The sequence below is a fragment of the Fimbriimonas ginsengisoli Gsoil 348 genome, from assembly GCF_000724625.1.
Lineage (GTDB): Bacteria > Armatimonadota > Fimbriimonadia > Fimbriimonadales > Fimbriimonadaceae > Fimbriimonas > Fimbriimonas ginsengisoli.
Genome location: NZ_CP007139.1, coordinates 1,754,306 through 1,774,668 on the forward strand (window position 1 = coordinate 1,754,306; position 20,363 = coordinate 1,774,668).

Genomic DNA, 20,363 nt, shown 5'->3' on the forward strand with positions numbered 1-20,363 from the left:
AACGTAGCATCGGTCCCAGCCGATGAACCTTCACGACCAGGATGGTCTTGAGAAAACGGCCAAGGGCAGGATGCCCTTGGGACCCACTGGCTAGAAGCCAGTGCCACGTTACTTGTATTCGCCCCAGAGCCGCTCGAACTCGGTGACCAGCTTCTCCATGGCGGCGAAGCCGCCATCCCAGAAGGCGGGGCTCTTGAGGTCGACGCCTACGATCGACATCAGCTCCTGCGGAGTCAGTGATCCTCCGAGGCGGAGCACCTCGATGTACTTGTCCGCGAATCCTGGTCCCTCGGCCTTTGCCATCTGATACAGCGACAGCACCAATAGCTCGCCGAACGAGTAGGCGTACACGTAGAACGGGGCGTAGATGAAGTGCCCTACGTAGCTCCACCAGATTCGGTGTTGGTCGCCGATTTTCACCGAGTCGCCGAACATCGCCTGGATCTCTTGCTGCCAGACCTCGCCGATCTGCTCGGCGGTCTGCTCGCCCCCTTCGCGGCGAGCCTTGTGAGACCGCTGCTCGAAGGAGAACATCGCGGCTTGGCGGAACACCGTGGCGAAGATCCCCTCGATTTTGTCTGCGTAGAGGGCGATCTTGTCCTTGGGACTCGCATCCGCGACCAACTTCTCGAACACCAGCATCTCGCCAAAAGTGCTCGCCAATTCGGCGAGGGGGAGCGTGCCGTGGAAATTCAGGTAGCTCTGGGCGCGGCTGAGCGAAGCGTGAACGCCGTGGCCTAACTCGTGGGCGAGCGTCATCACGTCGTCCATCTTGTTCAGATAGGTCTGGAAGACGACCGGGTGGGTGTCGGGCGTGTTATAGGCGCAGAAGGCCCCGCCCTGCTTCCCTTTCCGCGGCTCGGCATCGATCCAATTCTTGTCGAAGAACTCGGCCGCTCGCTGCTCCAGCGTCGGACTGAACGTGGCGAACGAGGTGAGGACGATCTCCTTCGCCCGGTCCCACCCGACCTGCCCCTCGCTTGGGAAAAGGGGGGCGTAGCGATCGATGTGGGTGAGCTCGGGAAGCCCGAGAATCTCTCGCTTGACGTTGTAGAAGCGTGAGACGAGGCCGTAGTTCTCTTTGCATTTGCTGACGACGAGGTCCACCGTCTCGCGGTCGAGCTCGTTCGAAAGGTGGCGGCTCTGCTCGGGGTATTCGAACTTGCGGAGGCGGTCCTCCACCGACTTGTCCTGCAGGAGGTTGTTGAAGTTGTAGACGAGCACCCGCTGCATCTCCTGCAGCCCCTTGGTGAGGCTATCGGCGGCCATCTGCCGCACCTCGCGGTTTTCGTGCCTAAGGAGAGCCAACACCTCTTGCTCGGTGGCGTCCTTCGCATCCTCCCCCGGCATTTGGATCTTGAAGACGTGATTGGCGGTTAGCTCCTCGAACAGCCGGATCCAAGCGCGCGAGCCGGTGTTCGCGGTCTCTTCCAGGATGATCTCTTCTTTTTCGCTCAGGCGGTAAGGACTGTAAACCCGGGTCGATTGCACGTAATGGCGGTAGTTGGCTAGCTCGTCCGAAGCGAGCAACCGGTCGATCAGCTCGCCGTCCGCCGCTTGGAGCTCGAGCTCGAAGAACAGGGTCTTCACGCTGAGCTCGGTTCCTCTTTCGCGCTGCTTCTGCATGAACGCGCCGACCTTGGGATCGCCGCTATCGGTGGAGAAGACGAGATTGGCGTAGCCCATCGGCTTGGCGACCTCGTTGTACAAAGCTTCGATGTCGCGAATCGCCGCCGCCAGAGTGGGGGCGTCGAGGTCGGCGGACTCGATCTTGCCACGGTACTTCGCGGCGAACGCGTCCGCGCGCTCCATCGCCGTTGTCCAGGTCTCTTCGATCTTCGGATCGTCCAACCCCGAGAAGAGAGCGGAAAGGTCCCATCGAACCTTCGGTGGCGCGATTTCCTGCGTCGTACTCATAGAGTTCATTACACCTCAGATGAACCGTGGCATGGGCTTTCAGCCCATGTGTATCACGACCATCCTGGTCGTGTGGATGAGGCCAAGGGCAGGATGCCCTTGGGACCCACTGGCAAGATGCCAGTGCCACCACTAACCGATTAGCCCGAGGCCGACGACGAGCCCCAGATGACCGAGGAGGACGGCGAGCGGATCGTTTGGGCGCCGAGAAGGTTGACCGGTGGCCGTGAGAACGAGACCGGCGAGAACCGACGTTCCGAACCAGCCAAAAAAGTTGGCAACCGGAGCACCCCCAGGCAAGGGGCCCTTTCCCTGCCAAACCCAATAGCCGAGGGTGCCCGTCATCACCGGCTCCATGACCAAGTCTAAAACCGCCGCGAGCAGGCCGCCCAGCAAAACACGTGGAGCCGGCGAGGACACGAGCCGGGCGGCAACGAGCGACGACGCTCCCGCGATCAGCGCCCAAGCGAGCGGGACAAGCAGCGGAAACCACCCAAATCCAGGGAGATAAATTACCGGCCACCATCGGCTCGTATATGCGTAAGTGCCGAAGGGGAAACCGGTTCGAACGCCGACCAGCTCAACGACCGTCCCCAATAACACAATGGCGAGAACTCCGCGGAATGCGGTCCGATCGGTCCCAAACGCAGCGACCAAGCCTACAAGCAGGGTGAGGATCGCGGTCACGGGAGCGATGACGCCGGGGTCCAGGTGAGTGAGATGCGAGAAGAGGGAACCGAGCAATGAAAATGCGACGAGGCCAAGATATCCCCAAGTCCAGCGGGAGAGGGCTAGGTGATCGCTTCCCACTGCCCCTCGCGGACCGCATCGACGAAAGCTCCGGGATTGCGCAGCCGCATCTCCAGGCAGCGGCACCAGCCGTCTTCGCCGGTGTATTCCAGCCGAATGTTCGCCTTCGGGCCGGCCAACCTTTCCATCAAGTGGATCTTCAGGAGCGGAATTTGTTGGTCGAGTCCAAAGAACCGGCCAAGCCGGGTCGGTACGATCGAAAGCGTGTCCTCGGTGACCGTCACGATGTTTCCGGCATGCATCCCAAGGCGAGGAATGAGGCGCCCGTCGCACCGCCGCGCGACCACGCTCGTCTCGCGAAAGACCGAGATCGGCAGCGGGCTACTGTGCGTTTCCAGCGGCATATTCGTGCTCACGGACCCTACCGGGGCAAGCAGGCTTACCCAATCATGGATATAATGGTCGATGACGCGGAGAGATGGCTGAGTGGACGAAAGCGCCCGCCTGCTAAGTGGGTAGAGGTTGAAAAACTTCTCTCGGGTTCGAATCCCGATCTCTCCGCCAGTTTTTGCGATAGCGGTTGGTCTCGATGAACCGGCTTTTCCCCATCGTTGTTCTCGTCGCCGCCGCGGCTCTCGCGCCGGCGCAAAGCTTGTCGAATTACCTGCGGCTTCGCAAAGAGCATCACATCGCTCAAGCTTCCGCCACGAACCTCGTTCAGTCGGTCGTCGGCACCAAAGTTTTGGAGATCCAAGGAACCGTTAAGGGTTCGTTCCGAATCGGGAATAAGACGACGCTGGTCGTGGAGCGCCCGGAGGGCGGTTCGCTGGAGGTAGAGACCGACGTCGTGCCCGACTGGATGGTCGGTACCGAGAGCCCGGCTCGGTTGCTCGTCAAAATCATTCACCCCGATGAGGTGGCTCCGCTGCGGGTGCTGATGCTCGGTGCGGCGCACGAGGAAGAGATCCGCTCGATCGAGATAAAGCCGGCCAAAAAGAAAGCCGGTCCCCCGGCCCCGCGAACGGTCGCTTCAGAAGGTCTCCGCAACTCCCGGTCGGCATTGTTTGGACCGATCAGCCGGAGCGGTTCGCGGCTCGTGAGGCAACCCGGCGACCGGGTGGTTTCGCTGGAGCGGGCAATTCCGGAGTACGCCGCATTCATCAAGCGCGAGAATCGCAAGCTCAGCGACGCCGAAGCGGTTCGCATGGCTCAGGCGCTCGTGGGGTTCAGCGACCAGTATCGGGTCGACCCGCGATTAGTCGTCGCGATAATCTTGGCCGAGAGCGGCTTCGATCCAAACTCGGTCAGCCACAGCGGCGCCGTAGGTCTCGGGCAGCTCATGCCGGGAACGGCCCGGTGGATGGGGGTCCGAAACGCATTCGACAGCGTCGACAATCTGTACGGCATGATCAAACTGATCCGAACCCACCTGGATCAGTACCACCGCCAAACCGGCGAGGATTTTCAATCGCTGGTATTAACCTTGGCCGCCTACAACGCCGGCGAAGGGGCTGTCCGCCGCTACAAGGGGATCCCGCCCTACCGCGAGACGCAGCACTACGTGATCAAGGTGATCAAGAAGTTCATCGAGCTTCGCGGCTACGGCATGTAGATTAGCTGGGTCTCTGCTGAACGGACGTAGGCTCCGCAACTCGCGCGACTGCCCGGAGCGGGCGGACGGCCGGAATCTTGAACCCCCGCGCGGCGCACGCCGCCGCGGCATTCTGGCGCAAGTGAGCTCGGAGGACCGGGTCGGTTCGCGACATCTCTATGACCAGGTCGGACTGCCAGCCTTGAAGGTCCCGAATTCTCGCGGCGGCTTCGGGGGAATCTTCGACCCGCTCCATCGCCTTCGTCGCCTCGCCGTAACGGCCCAGGCACTGGAGGGCGGCTCCGCGAAGGGCGTGGTAGCCCGATTCGTAAGGGTTCACCCGGATCAGATCCTGCAACGTCAAAAGGAGCGGTTCGTATTGCCCCCCCTTCCACTGGGCTTTCGCTTGGATCTCCAAAGCTCCAAGATGGCTGGGATCGTCACCTAACAGCTTCTCGGTGAGAACGATCGCCGCCGCGTTGTCGCCATCTCGCAAGCACATCTGAGCCCGGCGAAGCGCTTGCGCGGCTATTCGACGGTCGTCCCCTCGCCGATTCTTGCTCTCCATATGGGCCGTGACTGCACTAATGCGCAGGCGGTTCATCCTAACGCAATGGCTTAACGGGTGGAGGCAAGAAACTGGGATTTCTACTAGCTCAATTGGGCCGGCCGCTGGGACTTTTGGCGGAACGCTACGGCAGATAGGTGTCTCGATCCATCTCGCGAAGCTCCACCGAAACCGCTACCTCGTTCGCTTGAAGCGACTCGGAGAGATGGTCGCGAAGAACGCGCATCATTCCCGCCACCATCCGCTTCCGAAGCTCTAACGGGCGGCCCGTGAGGACCAGCACGGTGAGATGTGCGAAACCGGGAGGAGCCCCGGCGCCCATGTGCCACACCGACCGAAGCGTGTGGTACGCCTTGATCGAAGCGCTCGCGACGGTTTCATAGGTCGCCAGCTCCTCGGTAAGCGCCTCCAGGATATCCGGAACGTTTGCGTTCTCCGGAAGGTCGGCGGTGGTCTCTAGGACGAGGTGCGGCATAGCTTTCCGTTTGGCTCCTACTTAATATGTATAGACTCGTCGAACGTCTTCGAGGAATCTTTCGGGTCTCGCCCCGCCCCGCCATCGTCCACCCGATCTTTGCCCACGCTATACAGAAGGAAGCCGGAATCCTCGCGGAGATAATGGAGCGGCTTGCCCGAGAACGGGTCGATTCGGTCGTCTCCGAAGTTCGGCAGCAGTCGGGGAAAGGCTCGCTTGTGGGCTTTCTCGTCGAGCAGTTTCAAGGTAGTGATCGCGAGCCGGCGCCGCATGAGCGCCTGGCCAACCGATTGGGCGGCTTGTTCGAAAACCGGCATGATGATCTGATTGAGCGTGTTCGCGATCGAGTGATCGGCTTCTACCGCCCGGCCCCGCTCCACCGCCACCTGGTAGCTCTTTTCCCACTGAGACGGGTCCTTCGGAAGCGCTTCGATCATCTTCCGATACGCCTCGACGAGCTTCGCGTCGAATGCCCCTTGCACCTGTGGCGACTGGAAGAACGCCTTCTCCCATCGATTCGGCTCGGCGTGAGGCTCACCGGTCATCTGTAGATCCGCGCTTCCGTTCAGACCCCGAATAGACGCGCGACCCAGTACGAGCTCTCCCATCATCGCCCTCCGGAAGTCGGGTAGGGAACCGAATTGCTTGACGGTCTTAAGCGCTTCCGAAACGAACGCCGGGTTATCCCGATGATCTTCGATGACCCGCTGCAGGGCCGCCACCGTAATCGCCTCCGTCGCCACTCCGACGAGCATTCCGATCAGAATCGGATCTTGACCGGAGTGGTGCGCGATCCGCTCGCTTCGCTCAATCTGCTTTAGCGCCCCCCGCCAGTCGCCGCGCTCGCTACGCAGTTCGGCGTCGGCGCAAAGGAGCCGCCCCCAGGATTTCATGTGGGCGAATTCTGGAAAGAGTAATTTCGCCCCCAAGGACCAGTCATGGTGAAAATCACAGCTGGGCATATCGCCGGCCTTCTCGACCATCTTCTGCAAAGGGCCGACACGTCCGAGAGCCTCCGCCATCGCTTGGCGCTGGGCTACGGTCGCCTTTTTCGCGAGACCGTCGCGAATCGTCTTTAGGTCTTTATCGTAGTGCTCGTCTCCCTCTTCTAACTTCATCGCCTGTCGATAAATCGGAGCGGCGTTTCGGTCGTCCGGGACGTTCAACATCGCACTTAACCCCGCCGGATCGACGGGAATGCCTGCTTTACGGGCGGCCGCAACCTCGGCGTCGCGTTTGGATGCGGCCGACCCGAAGAGCCCCTGCAGAAGGGAGTAACTTCCTCCGCAGCAGCACACAAGCGCGCAGGCGCACCCGATTCCGATCTTTTTGCTGGTGGTCATAGGACTACTTAATTCTCACTGATTCGTCAAAAGTGGCGTGGCTGTCCGTGGGATCTCTGGGAGCGCCGCCGTCGTCGGTTTTATCGGCGCCGATACTGTAGAGAAGAAAGCCGGTTCCTTCCCGTCGATATCGGAACGGTTTGCCGCTGTACGGATCGATGCTGAGCTTCCCATAATCGGGCAATAACCTCGGGTAGCGGCCGGTCTGGTGCCGAACGTCGATCAGCTTTAGGGTCGTGCCGATCAACTGTCGGTGAGTTACGATGCCGCCAGTCGCCATCGCCGCCGCGTCGAAAGTAGGAAACAGGAATTGGTTGATCTTATTGGGTAGAGAGTTATCGGCGTCGATCTCCCTTTGCATTTCTCTCGCCGCCAAGGTCGCCTTCTCCCACTGCCTTGGGTCCTTCGGGACTCGCTCGATGAAAGTGCGGTAGGCGCGCAGGAACTTGGTATCGAACGCGTTCTGAACGGTGTGCGACTGCAGCAAGGTGCGCTCGAGCGCGTTCGAGTGCCCGGGCGACCCGCCGCCAAAAACCCCGAAGCTGTCGATCATGGGGATTGCGACGCGCCCCATCGCTACCTCGCCCATCAGGCTCCGGCGATAGTCTGGCAGCGGACCGTATTTAGCGATGGTTTGCTGAGCCGCCACCACGAACCGCGCATTACCGACATGCTGGCCGATGATCTTTTCGAACGATCTATCGACGATCTTCTCGGTGGCGATCTGCACCAGATGGCCGATGACGATCGGATCGGCACCGCAGTGGTGCGAGATCGTCTCGGCGCGCTCGATTGATTTAAGCGCGGCTCGCCAGTCGCCACCGGCGCTTTGCTGCTCCGCCTGAACGCATAATGCCTTCAACCAGAGCTTGATGTCGGCGTACTCGGGAAATAAGAGGTTGGGGCCGAGGCTCCAATTCCGGCGAAAGTCGCAACCCGGCTTGTCGCCCGCCGCCTCGACGAGTGCTAAAAGGGGACGAAGATGGGCCAAGGCCGCCGGGAACTTTGACCGATCGGTCGTCTTTGTTCTGGTACTCCAACTCGTCCCGAGCGTATCGAAATCCGCTCGAAACGCTCCCGTCTTCATCAACGAAGAAACCTTTGCGTAATACGGGGCCGCGTTATCCTTATCCGCCACGAAGGTCATGGGGGCAAGCTCGGCCGGCTCGACCGGAATCCCGTCGGCGCGGGCCGCTGCCAACTCGATATCGCGTTCCGAGGCGGTTCGGCCGAAGATCGACTGCACGACCAAAAACCCGCCGACTGCGCATACGGCCGGCAGGCCCAGGGAGATAGCCAGTCCAACCTTTTTGCCTTTGGTCATCCTTAAGGCATGGACGGGTTAAGGGCGCCGGTTCGCTCAAACACCTAGTGGAAATGCTAGCGCCCAAACTTCCGTTTCCATTCATCCAGGAGCCGTAGCGCCTCGATCGGCGTGAGCTGATTCACGTCCAGCTTCTGAAGCGCCTTCATCACCGGCGGCTCCTCGAACTCGAAAAGCGAAAGCTGCAGCCTTTGGGTGGTGGCGGGAATCGCCCGCGGCGCTTCCGATTTGTCTTCAAGCTCGGCCAGGATCTCCGCCGACCTCTTGAGTACCGCTGCGGGTACGCCCGCCATGCGGGCCACGTGGATTCCGTAACTTCGGTCCGTTCCGCCGGGGAGAACCCGGTGGGTCCACACGATGTCGTCGCCGAACTCTTCAACCGCGACCCGGTAGTTCGCCACGGTCGGCATCTGGTCGGCCAACGCGTTGAGCTGGTGGTAGTGGGTGGCAAAGAGCGTCTTCGCTCCAATATCGACAAGGTGTTCGATCATCGCCCATGCGATGGCGAGACCGTCGTACGTGCTCGTCCCTCGCCCTACTTCGTCGAGGATCACGAGCGACCGCTCGGTGGCGTGGTTCAGGATGTTGGCCGACTCTACCATCTCCACCATAAAGGTGCTCTGGCCAAGGGCAAGCTCGTCTTTGGCTCCGATGCGGGCAAAGATGCGGTCGCATAACCCCAACCTACAGCTAGCGGCCGGAACGAACGACCCGATCTGGGCGAGAAGGACGATGAGGGCGTTCTGGCGAAGGTACGTCGACTTGCCCGCCATGTTCGGACCGGTGAGGATCAAGCACCGGGCATCTTCGTTGGATCGGTTACCCAGCGCGGTTTCGTTCGGTACGAACCCGTTCGTCGATGCCTCTACCACCGGATGACGACCAGATTCGACCGCCAGAAGATCTTCCTCGACGATCTCGGGCCGAACGTAGCCCCGCCTGGCCGCAACCTCGGAGAGGGTAGCCAAAACGTCGATCTCCGCCAATGCGCGGGCGGTTTGCAAAAGCGAGCTAGCGTGCTCCGAAACTCGATGGCGAAGCCGGTTGAAGAGGTCCGATTCGAGCGCCACCGCCTTCTCCTCGGCGCCGAGCACCAGAGATTCGTGCTCCTTAAGCTCGGCGGTAATGTAACGCTCCGCATTGGCGGTGGTCTGCTTTCGGATGTACTCGGGGGGCACTCGATCGCTGTAAGCCTTCGATAACTCCAAGTAATATCCAAAAACCGAGTTATAACCCACCTTGAGAGTGTTAAGACCGGTCCTCTCCCGCTCGGATCGCTCCAGACTGGCGATGTACCCCTTCCCGTTTCGAGAGAGATCCCGCAGCTTGTCCAGCTCCAAGTCGTGCCCCTCGCGGATGACGCCCCCTTCTCGCAGGTTGTGGGGCGGGTCCGGTACCAGCGCCCGATCGAGCACCGCCGCGAGCTCGTGGTGGTCGGCGATCTGCTCGCGCAACTCCTGAATCCGTCCCAGTCCGACTTTCCGAAGCGGCTCGGCAAGTGCGGGCATTGCGAGAAGGGTGTTCCGGAGCGCGGCCAAGTCGCGTGGTCCCGCCAGCCCCGCGGCGGCGCGAGAAACGAGACGCTCCAGGTCCGATAACCGCCGGAGGCCGTCTCGTAAATCGCCCCGCACCATCGCCTGGGTTTGGAATCGCTCGACCGCCTCTTGGCGGCCGCGGATGGCACCGGTGTCCAAGAGAGGCTGCTCGATCCAGCGCCGTAATAGCCGGGCCCCCATTGCGGTGACCGTCTCGTCCAGAACGCCGAGCAGGGTGAACCGCCGGCCTCCGTCGGCCATATTCTGCGTTAGCTCCAAACTTCGACGCGTCGCCGGATCGAGGCGCATGAATCCTTCCACCGAATAGGTGGCGAGGGAGTCCACGTGTCCGAGAGCGAGGTGGTTCTTCTCCGCGTACGCGAGGATCATCGAAGCGGCCACGACCGCGCTTGGCTTATCCTCGCATCCAAATCCGTTCAGGTTTGCCACCCTAAACTGCTCGATAAGCTTTCGGCAAGCTCGATCGAATCCGAGGGCAGCCTGCTCCGTGACCGACGTCCCCAGCGCTCCCTGCGCGAGCTCGCCGTACGCTTCGGCATTCGGTCCCACCAGCAGCTCCGTCGGCCGTACTCGCGCCAGCTCTTGTACGAGAAGGTCTTGGGCTGCCTCCCCAAGAACCTCGGTCACGATGAACTCTCCCGTCGATGGATCGAGCAAAGCGAGTCCGGCTCGGCCGTCCTGCACGCAGATCGCGGCGAGGAAATTGTTCTGCCCCGCGCTGAGCATCGAGTCCTCGACCAAGGTTCCAGGGGTCATGACCCGCGTAACTCCTCGCTTGATCAGTCCCTTAGCGGTTTTAGGATCTTCGAGCTGGTCGCACAGCGCCACCTTGAGCCCTTTCTGCAGAAGCCGGGCGAGGTACTTCTCAACCGAGTGGAACGGCACTCCGGCCATCGGGATCCGCCCATTCGCCGCGTCCTCCCGCCCGGTAAGGGTGATCTCCAGCGCCGCCGCCGCGGTCTCGGCGTCCTCCCCATAGAACTCGTAAAAGTCCCCCACCCGCATCGCCAGCAGCACCCCCGGGTGCTCCGCCTTCGCGGCGAAATACTGCTGAAGCATCGGCGTCCGAACCGTCACCCCTATAGGGTGGCACGTAACCCCCGTCCGGAGCCCCTCTCGCTCCTCGAGATGTTCGTGCCCGAAGAGGGGTTGGGGGTGAGGGAGTCCGGTCCGGATCATCGGCGAGGGCGCCGACGCTACTACGCTATCAAGAACCCACGTCATCCGCTATCACCGTGCCCACGGACGGGACGGACGGTGGAAAAGATGCCGGATTTTGCAGATTTTTCTGTCTAACTCCGCGCCTCGATACTTGCACACGCGAAACGAAATAGCCAAGAATGTTCGCTAAAACTAGATCATTTCGGATCGAAACACACAAATAACCTCTGCGGTCTTCTGCTTGCCAGCGCGAATTTACCGCCGACGGCAAAGAGGAGAACGAAGATGGCGGCAAGGCCGATATGGAGAGGAGTGGTGAGCTTCGGAATGGTGAGCATTCCCGTGGCGCTTTATCCGGCGGTGCAGGAGCACGATATCCGGTTTCACCAGATTCACAAGAAATGTGGCTCCCGGATCAAACAGCAGAAGTGGTGCCCGGTCGATGAGGAAGTCGTGTCGGCGGACGAGATCGCCCGCGGCTACGAGATCAGCAAAGGTCGTTACGTGTTGATCGACGACGAAGACCTGGAGGCGCTCCCGGTTCCAACCAAGCACACCATCACCGTCGGCTCGTTCGTAGACGCCGGGCAGATCGATCCGATCTACTTCGATCAGCCGTACTACGTCGAGCCGGAAGAGACGGGCAAGAAGCCATACGCACTCCTCCTGAAGGCGCTCGAGTCGAAAGGAATGGCTGCCGTCGCCAAGATCGCGATGAGGCAAAAGGAAAGCCTCACCCTCCTTCGCGCCGCTGAGGGGCGGCTCGTCTTGGAAACGCTTCACTATCCCGACGAGATCCGGGAGATGGCGCATGTCGGAGGCAACATACAGGTCGACGAGCGCGAGCTGAAGATGGCCGAGAGCCTGGTCGACCTGCTGACCGAGCCGTTCGAACCCGGAAAATACAAGGACGATTACCGCGAAGCGTTAATGGCGCGGATCGAAGCGAAGTCGCACGGAGAAAATATCCGCGAGCAGCCGGAAGCGCCGCAGGCTCAAGTCATCGACCTGTTCGAGGCGCTGAAGCGAAGCCTCGAGACGGCGAAAGGGCAGACCGCCAAGCCGGCTGAAAAGCGAAGGAAGGCGAGCTAATGAAGCGGACCTACGCCGACAAGCGGAATTTCGCCGTCACCCCCGAACCGACCTTCGCGACGCAAGTCGACGATAAGGGAGGGCCGCTGACGTTCGTGATTCAACGTCATGAGGCATCGCACCTCCATTTCGACTTTCGACTCGAGTGCGATGGCGCGCTCAAGAGCTGGGCGGTTCCAAAGGGTCCCTCGCTCGACCCGACTGTCAAACGGGCAGCGATTATGGTGGAGGACCATCCGCTTGACTATGCCGACTTCGAAGGTCGGATCCCCAAAGGGCAATACGGAGGCGGAGAGGTAATCCTCTGGGACGAGGGGACCTACGAACCGGAGGGAGCGACCGGCGACCGGAGGCGGGACGAAGAGCTCGTGAAGCGGGGGCTTTCTGAGGGCAAGCTCTCATTCACTCTCTACGGATCCCGCCTTCAAGGCGCCTTCACCCTGATCCGAAAAGGGGAATCGGAAAACTGGCTGCTGATCAAGAGAAGGGACGAGTTCGCGAGCACGGAAGACCCGACCAAGATCGTCTCCTCCGTACGCACGGGCCGAACGGCGGAAGATCTTCGAGCAGGCAAACGCGGCCAACAGATGGTCCGAATCCCCGGCGCGATCCTCGCCCCGATCCCGCCTCGGTTGGGGGTCATGGTTCCCAAAGAGCTGCCCAAGCCGTTTACCAGCGAGCTTTGGACGTTTGAGCCAAAGCTCGACGGGATCCGGGCGCTCGCCATCAAAGACGGCCCGCAGGTCCGCATTATCAGCCGAAACGGAAACGAGGTGTCCTCCCGCTTCCCCGGCGTGGTGTCGGACCTGCGGGCCTTGCCTCATGCCTCCTTTGTGCTGGACGGCGAGTTGGTGCTGTTGGATCAGAACGGGCGGCCGTCGTTCCAGTCGCTCATGGAGGCGTACCACCGAGGGCAAGCACCAGCCGACGCGCTTCACTATTACGCTTTCGATTTGATCTACCTCGATGGATACGATTTACGGCGGGTCTCTCTCTCCGACCGTAGGGCGCAACTGGAGCGGGTTCCCTTGACCCGTTCCCTGCGCCTGCTGGAGACCGTGGATACCGACGGTGAGATGCTGTACGACGAGGCGATGCGCCTCGGGTTCGAGGGGATCGTCGGCAAGCGGCTCGACAGCAAGTACCGCGAGGGCGCCCCGAGCGACGACTGGGTGAAGATCAAGGGATACCACACCGAGGAATTCCTGATCTGTGGCTTCACCATGGGATTCGGATCCCGCGAGCACACTTTCGGGGCGCTTCTGCTCGGCCGCCGCGACGAGAGTGGAAAGTTACGGTTCTGCGGCAGCGTCGGGGGTGGACTGTCGGAGGCGCAGCTCATCGAGCTTAAGCGATTGCTAGAACCGCTGAAGGTGAAGAATTCGCCGTTCGACGAGCCGATTTCGACTCGGGGCGTCCCAACCTTCGTTCGCCCTGAGCTGCTGGCCGAGGTCCGGTTCATGTCCTGGACCAAGGATCGACGCCTTCGCTTCCCAATCTTTAAGCGGCTTCGCCCCGATTTACAGCTTGGAACTGCCGAGCCGGCACCCAAGCCGGAGCTGGCGACCACCGGAGCGAGCGAATCGGATGCCGTTCTCGAAGCGCTGCTCGAGCCCGGGGAAGAGCTGCAACTGACCATCGACGGGAACCCGATCCGGTTCACCAGTCTAAGTAAGGAGCTATGGCCGGGCATTACCAAGCGTGATTTCGTGCGCTACCTGGCCAGCGTCTCCGATATCTACTTGGCCCACCTGCGCGACCGTCCGGTCACGTTCGTCCGATATCCGGACGGCATCGGCGGAGAAGGCTTTTTCCAGCGCCATTGGGAGCACCGCCTGCCGGAGTTCGTGGAGACGGCAAAGATTTTCTCGCAGAACAACGGAAAAGCGCTCGACTTCGTGCTGTGCAACAACCTAGCCTCGTTACTGTGGTTCGGGCAGGTCGCCGCCATCGAGCTTCATCCGTGGCACTCTCGGGTTACGACATCTCCCGATGCGGTGGGATTGGGCGCGCAGTTCGACACCCTGGAAAACCTGGAGGAGTCAGTCCTCGAATATCCCGACTACCTGGTCTGCGACCTCGACCCTAACATCCGTTCCGGCCTGGAGAAGGAAGGGGCCGAGCCTGAGCTGAACGAGGCAGGCTGGCGGCGCACCGTCGAAGTGGCGTTCGGCCTCAAGGAGATGCTCGACTCGCTTCGCCTCAAGTCGTTCGTGAAGACGACAGGCAAGACCGGACTCCACGTCTACCTCCCGCTGGAGCGCCATTACGACTCCACTCAAGTCCGCGAAGTGGCCCGGACTCTGGGGCAACACCTCATGGAACGGATGCCGGGAAAGATCACGATGGAGATTCGGCTGAACAAGCGTCCGAATCTGGTCTTCTTCGACGCCAACATGAACGGCCGAGGAAAGACTCTAGCCTCCGCCTATTCCCCTCGCCCGGTTCCAGGCGGACGCGTCTCGATGCCGATTGCCTGGGAAATGCTGGACCAAGTCCACCCGGACGAGTTCAACATCTTCACGGTTCCGAAGCTATTGGCCACCAATGGCGACGAGTGGCACGGGATATTGAATGCTAGGCAGCTCTTGGCGGTCGGGCCGTAGGCTCTTCAACTCCTCCAGTGCAGCCAGACAGTCCGGGCAGATACTTTGCCCGGCCTCTCGCCACATGAGCGCTATCGCATCGTCGGGGGTCATTGCATCGCGGTAAGGGCGTTTCGCGGTAAGTGCATCGTAGATGTCCGCCACGGCAAGGATTCGCATCTCCTCGTCAAGATCGACGGCAGTGAGTCCTCGCCAGTAGCCGCGACCATCCAGCCGCTCGTGGTGGGCAGCGGCGATTTCCGTTATCCGCCCGAATCCGCGGATCGGAGAAAGGATCTCGTACGTGTAACGCGGGTGGCGTTTGACGCTCTCAAACTCCTGAGCGTCAAGGCGTCCCGGCTTGTCGAGGATGGCGTTAGAGACCCCGAGTTTCCCGATATCGTGCAGCAAAGCGGCTCTTCGCAATTCGCTTATGCGCTGGGGGCCAATGCCCATTCGCTGGGCGATCGCCACCGCATATTCAGTGACACGAGACGAGTGTTCGGCGGTATATCCGCTCTTCGCGTCCACAACGTCGGCAAATGCCCCGCAGACGTCGTCGATCGCCTTCGCCGTCGGGACGAGGGCGCTTCCAGGATGGCTTACCGGGCGCGGCCGCCCGGCTCGATGGTCGGCATGGCTCGCCCAGAACCGCTCATCCTGCTCGAAGGCACGCGCCGCACTGACGACGTCCGGGTCGAACCATCGCCCCGAGCGTTCCGCGAGCATCGTGTATCCCTGGGCTCGCCCTCGTTCGGCGACGAAAAGCTCCAGCGTTTGGGCGAGGCAGAGGATTCGGCCGACGATAGAGATTTGGAATCCGGAGAGATGCCGAGGCGCTCCATGGCCGTCCCAGTGCTCATCGAGATCGAGTATCGCAAGGGCGACGTCATCGTCGAAGCCAAGCCGTCGCGCGATTTCGGCTCCCCTCTCGCATCGCTCACTCGTCGCCGCATCCATTGCCCGGCTCGGAGGGCCTGCCATCTGCAAGAGCTTTTGAAGACGGGCCAACGGAGGCGCATCTGGTTCAGTAAATCTAACCGCGAATCCGATCGCGTTGGTCGGATTCGACCAGTCGACGAATTTGATCGCTTGCTTGGTCAGAAGCTCGTCTCCACCGAACGATGATTGGATCCGTCGGGAGTTGGCCGAGCAACCGGAGTCTTTGATCAACGCCGCGTAATACAGCGTCTCAAGCTGATGATCGGTAAGCCGAAGCTCCTGCCCGATACGAAGCGCGACCATTGCCGTTCGCGCGGAATGACCTCGCGGTTGGCCTTCGGTAAGGTCGAGAGCCCGGCTCAATGCATCGAGGATCTCTGCTAACGTCGGTGTTGCCGAAGACTCCATCTCCTTAGATCTTCGGAGACGGCTGGGGCGATCAGTAGCAGAATAGGCAAGAATTCACCCGCCGTTCAGGTAAGCCGCAAACATTACGAGCGCGGTTACGCACAATTGCCAGGTAAGTCCGCTACGAAAGGTAAATGGAACCTTCCAAGACGGTGTCGGCATTCGGATAGAGCCGGAACGGGATTCCCTGAACTTTCCCGCCGAGAATGGTTCCGAGGACTGGCTGCCTCCCACGCTTGATGATGGCGTGTACGCCGTCGCTTTGGGGATTCAGAGTAAGAACTAAGTCGCCGGGCAGGATGTAGAGGCCGCCTCGAATACTCGTGGAAACCCGATCCGAGAACATTTGCGTTCTCTTCCACTCCGACAGGAAGAACCACCGGCGGGTTCGACGCTTCACGGTGCCTTCAACCATTACGTTCATTCCACGCGTAGTGTCCAATCTTTGGTCACGACAAAACAGTCCTCCGAAAGGGGGGCACCCGACCGGGTGGCAGCTAAGAAACCGCTTCCTCTTCCTTCAGAAGCGCTCGCGCCCGCTCGATGCCGGCGCGGAGCGAAGGGCAGATGTTGGCGTGACCCAGGTGTTGGTCGAACTCGGCCCGCCTCATCAGCTTCTCCGGTTGATCGCGCATTCCGCACAGAACGAGAGTTCGGCCGGTTGCGTGCAAACGGTCGGCCAAGCTTTCCAGCGCGTGGAGTCCGGTGCCGTCGATCGCGGTCATGTTCCGGACGCGCAAAAGCACCACCGTAGGGAGCGTGTCGATCTGGGCTTCGATCACCGACAGCTTGTCCGTGGCTCCAAAGAGAAATGGACCATGGATTCGAAAAGCCGCAACGCCGGGAGGGAGCGGATTCGATTGAAGGCTATGCTCGATCCCATCGTGAACATACTCGGGAGTCACCTCCGCGACAGTGGTCGTGGCCGTCACCCGGCCGATGTAGAGCAGTGCCGCAAGCAAGATTCCCGCTTCGACCGCGACCGAGAGATCGGCAAATACGGTCAGCGCGAACGTGATGAGCCAGACCGCCACGTCCGCTCTTCCCAGCTTGAGAATGTCCGGGATCTCGCGCCACTCGCCCATGTTGTAGGCAACCACGAACAAGATTGCGGCCAGGACGCAGAGAGGGATGTGCTTTGCCAGCGGAGCCGCGACGAGCAGGACGACCAGCAAAACGGCGGCGTGAACGATACCGGCGACCGGCGTTTGAGCTCCGGACCGAATATTCGTCGCCGTCCGAGCGATGGCCCCAGTCGCCGGTAACCCGCCGAAAAGCGGAGAGAAAAAGTTAGCCACTCCCTGGGCAAAGAGCTCGGTGTTGGAATTGTGCCGGTCGCCCGACATGCGATCGGCGACTACCGCGGAAAGAAGCGATTCGACCGCCCCGAGAACGGTGACGGTGATGGCGGGCGAGAGAAGCGTCAACGCGAGGTCGGGCCGAAACGTCGGCAGCACCAGCTTGGGAAGCCCGGCGGGAATGCCGCCGAAGCGGGTCTCGATCGTCTCCAACGGTAGGCGGAGTCCCCAAGCGATCGCGGTGCCCAAGAACAAGGCGACGATCGCTCCGGGGATTCGCTTGGCGTAGCGCATCATGAGAACGATCAGAAGCAAGGCGGTGGCGGCGGTAACGGTCGCGGTGGGTGACAGGGTCGGGAATCCGCGGATCAGTGCCGACATTCGCCCCAGAAAGTCGCCAGGGACCTTTTCCACCCTCAAGCCAAAGAAATCTTTGATCTGCGTGCTCGCGATGAGCACCGCGATACCGTTGGTGAAACCGATCACTACCGGCCGCGGGATGTACTTCACCGCCGTTCCAAGGCCGGTGAGGCCCAGAACCATAAGGAACACCCCCGCCATTAGGGTGCACACGAACAGGCCGTCCAAGCCGTACTTCGTCACGATCCCCGCCACCACCACCACGAAGGCGCCGGTGGGGCCGGTGATTTGGTAGCGCGATCCGCCGAGCGCCGAACCGATGAATCCGGCGATGATTGCGGTGTAGATCCCTGCTTGGGGCAATACGCCGGACGAAATGGCGAACGCCATCGCCAGCGGCAGGGCGACGAGACCGACAGTCAGGCCGGCCACCAGGTCCGCCAAGAACTTGGAAAGATTGTAATCCTGAAGGCAGGTTACGAGCCTCGGCAACTCGGTGCGGGCCGGCTTCACGAGGCCTCCATCTCCTGAAGGATGTCGAGCGCCTCCTCCAGGTGAGCTTGGAAGTAGCGGCGCATACTGTCCAGCACCTCCGTCAGGAGCGGGTCTCGGAGCGAGTAAAAAACCTGGTTGCCGTCTTTTCGGTTGACGACCAGACGCTTGCTTCGCAGGATCGACAGATGCTGGGAGGCATTCGCGGGCTCCACTCCGATTCGCTCGATGATCGCGCCCACGGAGAGTTCGCCGTCGCGAAGGCTCTCGATGATGTGAATCCGAGTCGGGTGAGCCAGAACGGAGAAAACATCCGCTTTGAAACGCCGAAGCGCCTCCGGCATCGCTACTTCCGACAATGATTCCTGTGAGCGCTTCGGCATCTGTCCTTTAGTATATTCGATATTTCGAATATACTAAAGCATCCCGAGAAAACCGAGCGTTCGCGTGACTCGACCCGCCACGGCCCCTGCATCAACGGATTTCAGACGCCAAGAACCTGCAAGACACAGTAAACTGGACCCTCTCGCGCTCGTGCGTAAATGCGCCGAAAACAACAAGATGCCGGAAACACCAGCCAAAACCAAGGAGGATCTGTTCGGAGTGTATGTGGAGAAAGAGGCCGCTCCGGCTCGACCGGCAAAAGTGACCGACTTCGCCCACTCGGTCATTCACCTCGTGTCCGAGCCTAAGAAGGCCAAGCCTGCCTTCTGGAAGAAGCGAAAACCGACCCCCGAGTAATTCCGGCCGAACCGCTAAAGCGCCGGATCCTTCATCCCAAGGCTCTCAAACGCCTTGAGCCGAATCAGACAAGCGTCGCAATGTCCGCACGGACGCCCGTCCGCGGGATCGTAGCAAGAGTGGGTCAGGGCATAGTCGACGCCTAGCTCCAAACCTCTCTGAATGATCTGGGGCTTCGTGAGCTGAATCAACGGGGTTCGAATCTCGATCGGTCTTCCTTCGACCCCGGCTTTTGTGGCCAGCCGGGCGAGGGTTTGGAAGGCCGCGATGTATTCCGGCCGGCAGTCCGGATATCCCGAGTAGTCGACCGCGTTTACCCCCGCGTAAATTGCCTCCGCCCCAACGACTTCCGCATATCCGAGCGCCAGCGAGAGCATCACCGTGTTCCGAGCCGGAACGTACGTGACCGGAATATCGGTCATCTTCGACTCGTCGCGGTCCTTGGGCACCTCGATCGCGTCCGTCAGCGCCGACCCGCCGATCGCATCGAGCTCCACCCGAACGAACTTATGCTCCACCGCACCGAGTTGTGCCGCTACCCGCTTCGATGCCTCCACCTCTTCAAGGTGTCGCTGCCCGTAAAGAACCGTCAGCGCATACGGCTCCGTCCCGTCGCCGCGAGCGATAGCCAAACAAGTAGCCGAATCCAGCCCCCCGGACAGCAAAACGACGGAACGCATGAGGGAGAGAGTACTTGGGGCTAGGCGTTGGGCGCTAGACACTAGGCGTTCGGGCGTTGGGCGCTAGGCGTTGGGCGTTGGGCACGTTCGAAAAGGCATACCTCTGTCAGTCGGACGGGCGCGGCACGCAAAGCGCCGTTTCCCAACGCCTAGCGCCCAACGCCTAGCCCCAAGTACCCTCTCCCCATGCGCGTCTACATCTCCGCCGATATCGAAGGGATCACTGGCTTGGTGAGCTGGTCACAGTGCAGCCGGCCCGATGGCAAGTCGTTCGACTACGCGTTTGCGCGGCGGATGATGACCCACGACGTCAACGCGGCGATCCGAGGGGCACGGGCCGGTGGCGCGACGGAGATCCTCCTCAAGGACTCTCACGGCAACAGTAAGAACCTGCTTCTGGATCAGCTCGAGCCGGGAGTTCGCCTCATTAGTGGGCATGGTTCAGGCACCGATGGGATGATGCAAGGGATCGACGAGACGTTCGACTGCGCCTTTTTGGTCGGCTACCACGCCATGGCCGGAACATTGGGCGGGGTCATGGAACACACGATCACCGGCGGGGTGCACCGGCTCTGGGTGAACGGGTACGAGTGTGGGGAGATGGGACTTAGCGCGGGGGTTGCCGGGCGGTATGGAGTGCCGATCGTGATGGTCTCTTCCGATACCGCCGGCTGCGATGAAGCAAGCCGTCTTCTGCTAGGCGTCGAGACGGCGGTGACCAAGACCGGAATCGGCCGGTACATGGCAAATATGCTCTCCCCGGACGACACCGGCATGCTTATCGAGGCAGCGGCCAAGCGCGGAGTGGCGAGGCGCAAAGAGATCGCCCCGAAGATTTGGAGCGAGCCGGCCCACATCCGAGTGGAGTTCAACCGGGCCGAAGAAGCCGATATGGGCGCGAAGCTCCTGTCGGTACCCACGCGGACGAACGGCTATACGTTGGAAGGGACCTACCCCACGTATCAGGAAGCGCACCGCGTGGTGTGGAATCTCATGGCGATGTCGGCGGAGGGAATCGGCTCTCAGTATTAGGTCGGTGGCGTATTTGACAAAAAAACACAATTTGGGCCCAGACTGTTC

The 20,363-nt window shown here is 61.1% G+C and carries 18 protein-coding genes and 1 tRNA gene; 6 read left to right on the top strand and 13 right to left on the bottom strand.

The genetic code is table 11. The annotated features are described in order from the left end of the window. Positions 1–108: 108 nt before the first annotated feature. The 3 genes from OP10G_RS08025 to OP10G_RS26730 all read right to left on the bottom strand — a co-directional run bounded on the left by OP10G_RS08025 (position 109) and on the right by OP10G_RS26730 (position 3,083). Positions 109–1,917: a M3 family oligoendopeptidase gene (locus OP10G_RS08025; protein ID WP_025226406.1), complete on the bottom strand. Its 1,809-nt coding sequence runs from the start codon at positions 1,915–1,917 to the stop codon at positions 109–111. 132 nt (positions 1,918–2,049) lie between these two features. Then, positions 2,050–2,727 (bottom strand): carotenoid biosynthesis protein, encoded by a 678-nt coding sequence (locus tag OP10G_RS24265; protein ID WP_025226405.1) that lies wholly within the window; start codon positions 2,725–2,727, stop codon positions 2,050–2,052. Continuing rightward, positions 2,709–3,083, bottom strand: coding sequence for a hypothetical protein (locus OP10G_RS26730; protein ID WP_158409177.1), 375 nt, complete (start codon positions 3,081–3,083; stop codon positions 2,709–2,711). Before OP10G_RS26730 ends, OP10G_RS24265 begins: the two co-directional genes overlap by 19 nt. Positions 3,084–3,139: 56 nt before the next feature. Here OP10G_RS26730 and OP10G_RS08040 point away from each other — a divergent pair. Then, positions 3,140–3,231, top strand: a tRNA-Ser gene (locus tag OP10G_RS08040). 25 nt (positions 3,232–3,256) lie between these two features. Continuing rightward, positions 3,257–4,279: a lytic transglycosylase domain-containing protein gene (locus OP10G_RS24270; RefSeq protein WP_025226403.1), complete on the top strand. Its 1,023-nt coding sequence runs from the start codon at positions 3,257–3,259 to the stop codon at positions 4,277–4,279. Position 4,280: 1 nt separating this feature from the next. Here the strand turns inward: OP10G_RS24270 and OP10G_RS08050 are convergent, their stop codons facing one another. From OP10G_RS08050 to mutS, 5 genes are all read right to left on the bottom strand, one after another. Then, a complete protein-coding gene (locus tag OP10G_RS08050; protein WP_144241052.1) occupies positions 4,281–4,862 on the bottom strand; it encodes a tetratricopeptide repeat protein in 582 nt (193 codons plus the stop codon). 88 nt (positions 4,863–4,950) lie between these two features. Next, a complete protein-coding gene (locus tag OP10G_RS08055; protein WP_025226401.1) occupies positions 4,951–5,301 on the bottom strand; it encodes a 5-carboxymethyl-2-hydroxymuconate Delta-isomerase in 351 nt (116 codons plus the stop codon). 17 nt (positions 5,302–5,318) lie between these two features. Beyond that, on the bottom strand, positions 5,319–6,644 hold the full coding sequence (locus OP10G_RS08060) for a hypothetical protein (protein ID WP_025226400.1): 1,326 nt from the start codon (positions 6,642–6,644) through the stop codon (positions 5,319–5,321). 4 nt (positions 6,645–6,648) lie between these two features. Then, positions 6,649–7,968, bottom strand: coding sequence for a hypothetical protein (locus OP10G_RS08065; protein WP_025226399.1), 1,320 nt, complete (start codon positions 7,966–7,968; stop codon positions 6,649–6,651). Positions 7,969–8,024: 56 nt separating this feature from the next. Further along, positions 8,025–10,601 carry a DNA mismatch repair protein MutS gene (gene mutS / locus OP10G_RS08070; RefSeq protein ID WP_025226398.1) on the bottom strand — a complete coding sequence of 859 codons (2,577 nt, stop codon included), beginning with the start codon at positions 10,599–10,601 and terminating at the stop codon, positions 8,025–8,027. Positions 10,602–10,970: 369 nt separating this feature from the next. Between mutS and ku the strand changes: the two genes are divergently transcribed. Beyond that, complete coding sequence (gene ku, locus OP10G_RS08075) at positions 10,971–11,777, top strand: non-homologous end joining protein Ku (RefSeq protein WP_025226397.1); 807 nt, start codon at positions 10,971–10,973, stop codon at positions 11,775–11,777. Then, positions 11,777–14,383: a non-homologous end-joining DNA ligase gene (gene ligD / locus OP10G_RS08080; protein WP_025226396.1), complete on the top strand. Its 2,607-nt coding sequence runs from the start codon at positions 11,777–11,779 to the stop codon at positions 14,381–14,383. The genes ku and ligD overlap by 1 nt, the downstream gene beginning before the upstream one ends. Here the strand turns inward: ligD and OP10G_RS08085 are convergent. The 4 genes from OP10G_RS08085 to OP10G_RS08100 form a co-directional block, all read right to left on the bottom strand. Further along, positions 14,312–15,712 carry an HD-GYP domain-containing protein gene (locus OP10G_RS08085; protein ID WP_025226395.1) on the bottom strand — a complete coding sequence of 467 codons (1,401 nt, stop codon included), beginning with the start codon at positions 15,710–15,712 and terminating at the stop codon, positions 14,312–14,314. The two genes, ligD and OP10G_RS08085, sit on opposite strands and share 72 nt — an antisense overlap. A 121-nt stretch (positions 15,713–15,833) precedes the next feature. After that, a complete protein-coding gene (locus tag OP10G_RS08090) occupies positions 15,834–16,136 on the bottom strand; it encodes a hypothetical protein (RefSeq protein WP_025226394.1) in 303 nt (100 codons plus the stop codon). A gap of 73 nt (positions 16,137–16,209) precedes the next feature. Continuing rightward, positions 16,210–17,883, bottom strand: a complete 1,674-nt coding sequence (locus tag OP10G_RS08095; RefSeq protein WP_025226393.1) for a SulP family inorganic anion transporter — start codon at positions 17,881–17,883, stop codon at positions 16,210–16,212. Continuing rightward, positions 17,880–18,245, bottom strand: a complete 366-nt coding sequence (locus OP10G_RS08100; protein ID WP_227625087.1) for an ArsR/SmtB family transcription factor — start codon at positions 18,243–18,245, stop codon at positions 17,880–17,882. Before OP10G_RS08100 ends, OP10G_RS08095 begins: the two co-directional genes overlap by 4 nt. Before the next feature lie 178 nt (positions 18,246–18,423). Here OP10G_RS08100 and OP10G_RS08105 point away from each other — a divergent pair, with 178 nt between their 5' ends. Further along, positions 18,424–18,603, top strand: a complete 180-nt coding sequence (locus tag OP10G_RS08105) for a hypothetical protein (RefSeq protein ID WP_038472805.1) — start codon at positions 18,424–18,426, stop codon at positions 18,601–18,603. Between the two features lie 14 nt (positions 18,604–18,617). Here OP10G_RS08105 and queC read toward each other — a convergent pair whose 3' ends face one another. Next, positions 18,618–19,283, bottom strand: coding sequence for a 7-cyano-7-deazaguanine synthase QueC (gene queC / locus OP10G_RS08110; RefSeq protein ID WP_038472808.1), 666 nt, complete (start codon positions 19,281–19,283; stop codon positions 18,618–18,620). Positions 19,284–19,469: 186 nt separating this feature from the next. Between queC and OP10G_RS24275 the strand changes: the two genes are divergently transcribed. Further along, a complete protein-coding gene (locus OP10G_RS24275) occupies positions 19,470–20,315 on the top strand; it encodes a M55 family metallopeptidase (RefSeq protein WP_025226391.1) in 846 nt (281 codons plus the stop codon). The last annotated feature ends 48 nt before the right edge of the window (positions 20,316–20,363 follow it).

Excerpts from the sequence above, each read along its gene's own strand:
- OP10G_RS08025 (WP_025226406.1), bottom strand. The coding sequence starts at position 1,917 with ATGAGTACGACGCAGGAAATCGCGCCACCGAAGGTTCGATGGGACCTT.
- OP10G_RS24270 (WP_025226403.1), top strand. The coding sequence starts at position 3,257 with ATGAACCGGCTTTTCCCCATCGTTGTTCTCGTCGCCGCCGCGGCTCTC.
- OP10G_RS08050 (WP_144241052.1), bottom strand. The coding sequence starts at position 4,862 with ATGAACCGCCTGCGCATTAGTGCAGTCACGGCCCATATGGAGAGCAAG.
- OP10G_RS08055 (WP_025226401.1), bottom strand. The coding sequence starts at position 5,301 with ATGCCGCACCTCGTCCTAGAGACCACCGCCGACCTTCCGGAGAACGCA.
- OP10G_RS08060 (WP_025226400.1), bottom strand. The coding sequence starts at position 6,644 with ATGACCACCAGCAAAAAGATCGGAATCGGGTGCGCCTGCGCGCTTGTG.
- OP10G_RS08065 (WP_025226399.1), bottom strand. The coding sequence starts at position 7,968 with ATGACCAAAGGCAAAAAGGTTGGACTGGCTATCTCCCTGGGCCTGCCG.
- ku (WP_025226397.1), top strand. The coding sequence starts at position 10,971 with ATGGCGGCAAGGCCGATATGGAGAGGAGTGGTGAGCTTCGGAATGGTG.
- ligD (WP_025226396.1), top strand. The coding sequence starts at position 11,777 with ATGAAGCGGACCTACGCCGACAAGCGGAATTTCGCCGTCACCCCCGAA.
- OP10G_RS08085 (WP_025226395.1), bottom strand. The coding sequence starts at position 15,712 with ATGGAGTCTTCGGCAACACCGACGTTAGCAGAGATCCTCGATGCATTG.
- OP10G_RS08090 (WP_025226394.1), bottom strand. The coding sequence starts at position 16,136 with ATGAACGTAATGGTTGAAGGCACCGTGAAGCGTCGAACCCGCCGGTGG.
- OP10G_RS08100 (WP_227625087.1), bottom strand. The coding sequence starts at position 18,245 with ATGCCGAAGCGCTCACAGGAATCATTGTCGGAAGTAGCGATGCCGGAG.
- OP10G_RS08105 (WP_038472805.1), top strand. The coding sequence starts at position 18,424 with ATGCCGGAAACACCAGCCAAAACCAAGGAGGATCTGTTCGGAGTGTAT.
- queC (WP_038472808.1), bottom strand. The coding sequence starts at position 19,283 with ATGCGTTCCGTCGTTTTGCTGTCCGGGGGGCTGGATTCGGCTACTTGT.
- OP10G_RS24275 (WP_025226391.1), top strand. The coding sequence starts at position 19,470 with ATGCGCGTCTACATCTCCGCCGATATCGAAGGGATCACTGGCTTGGTG.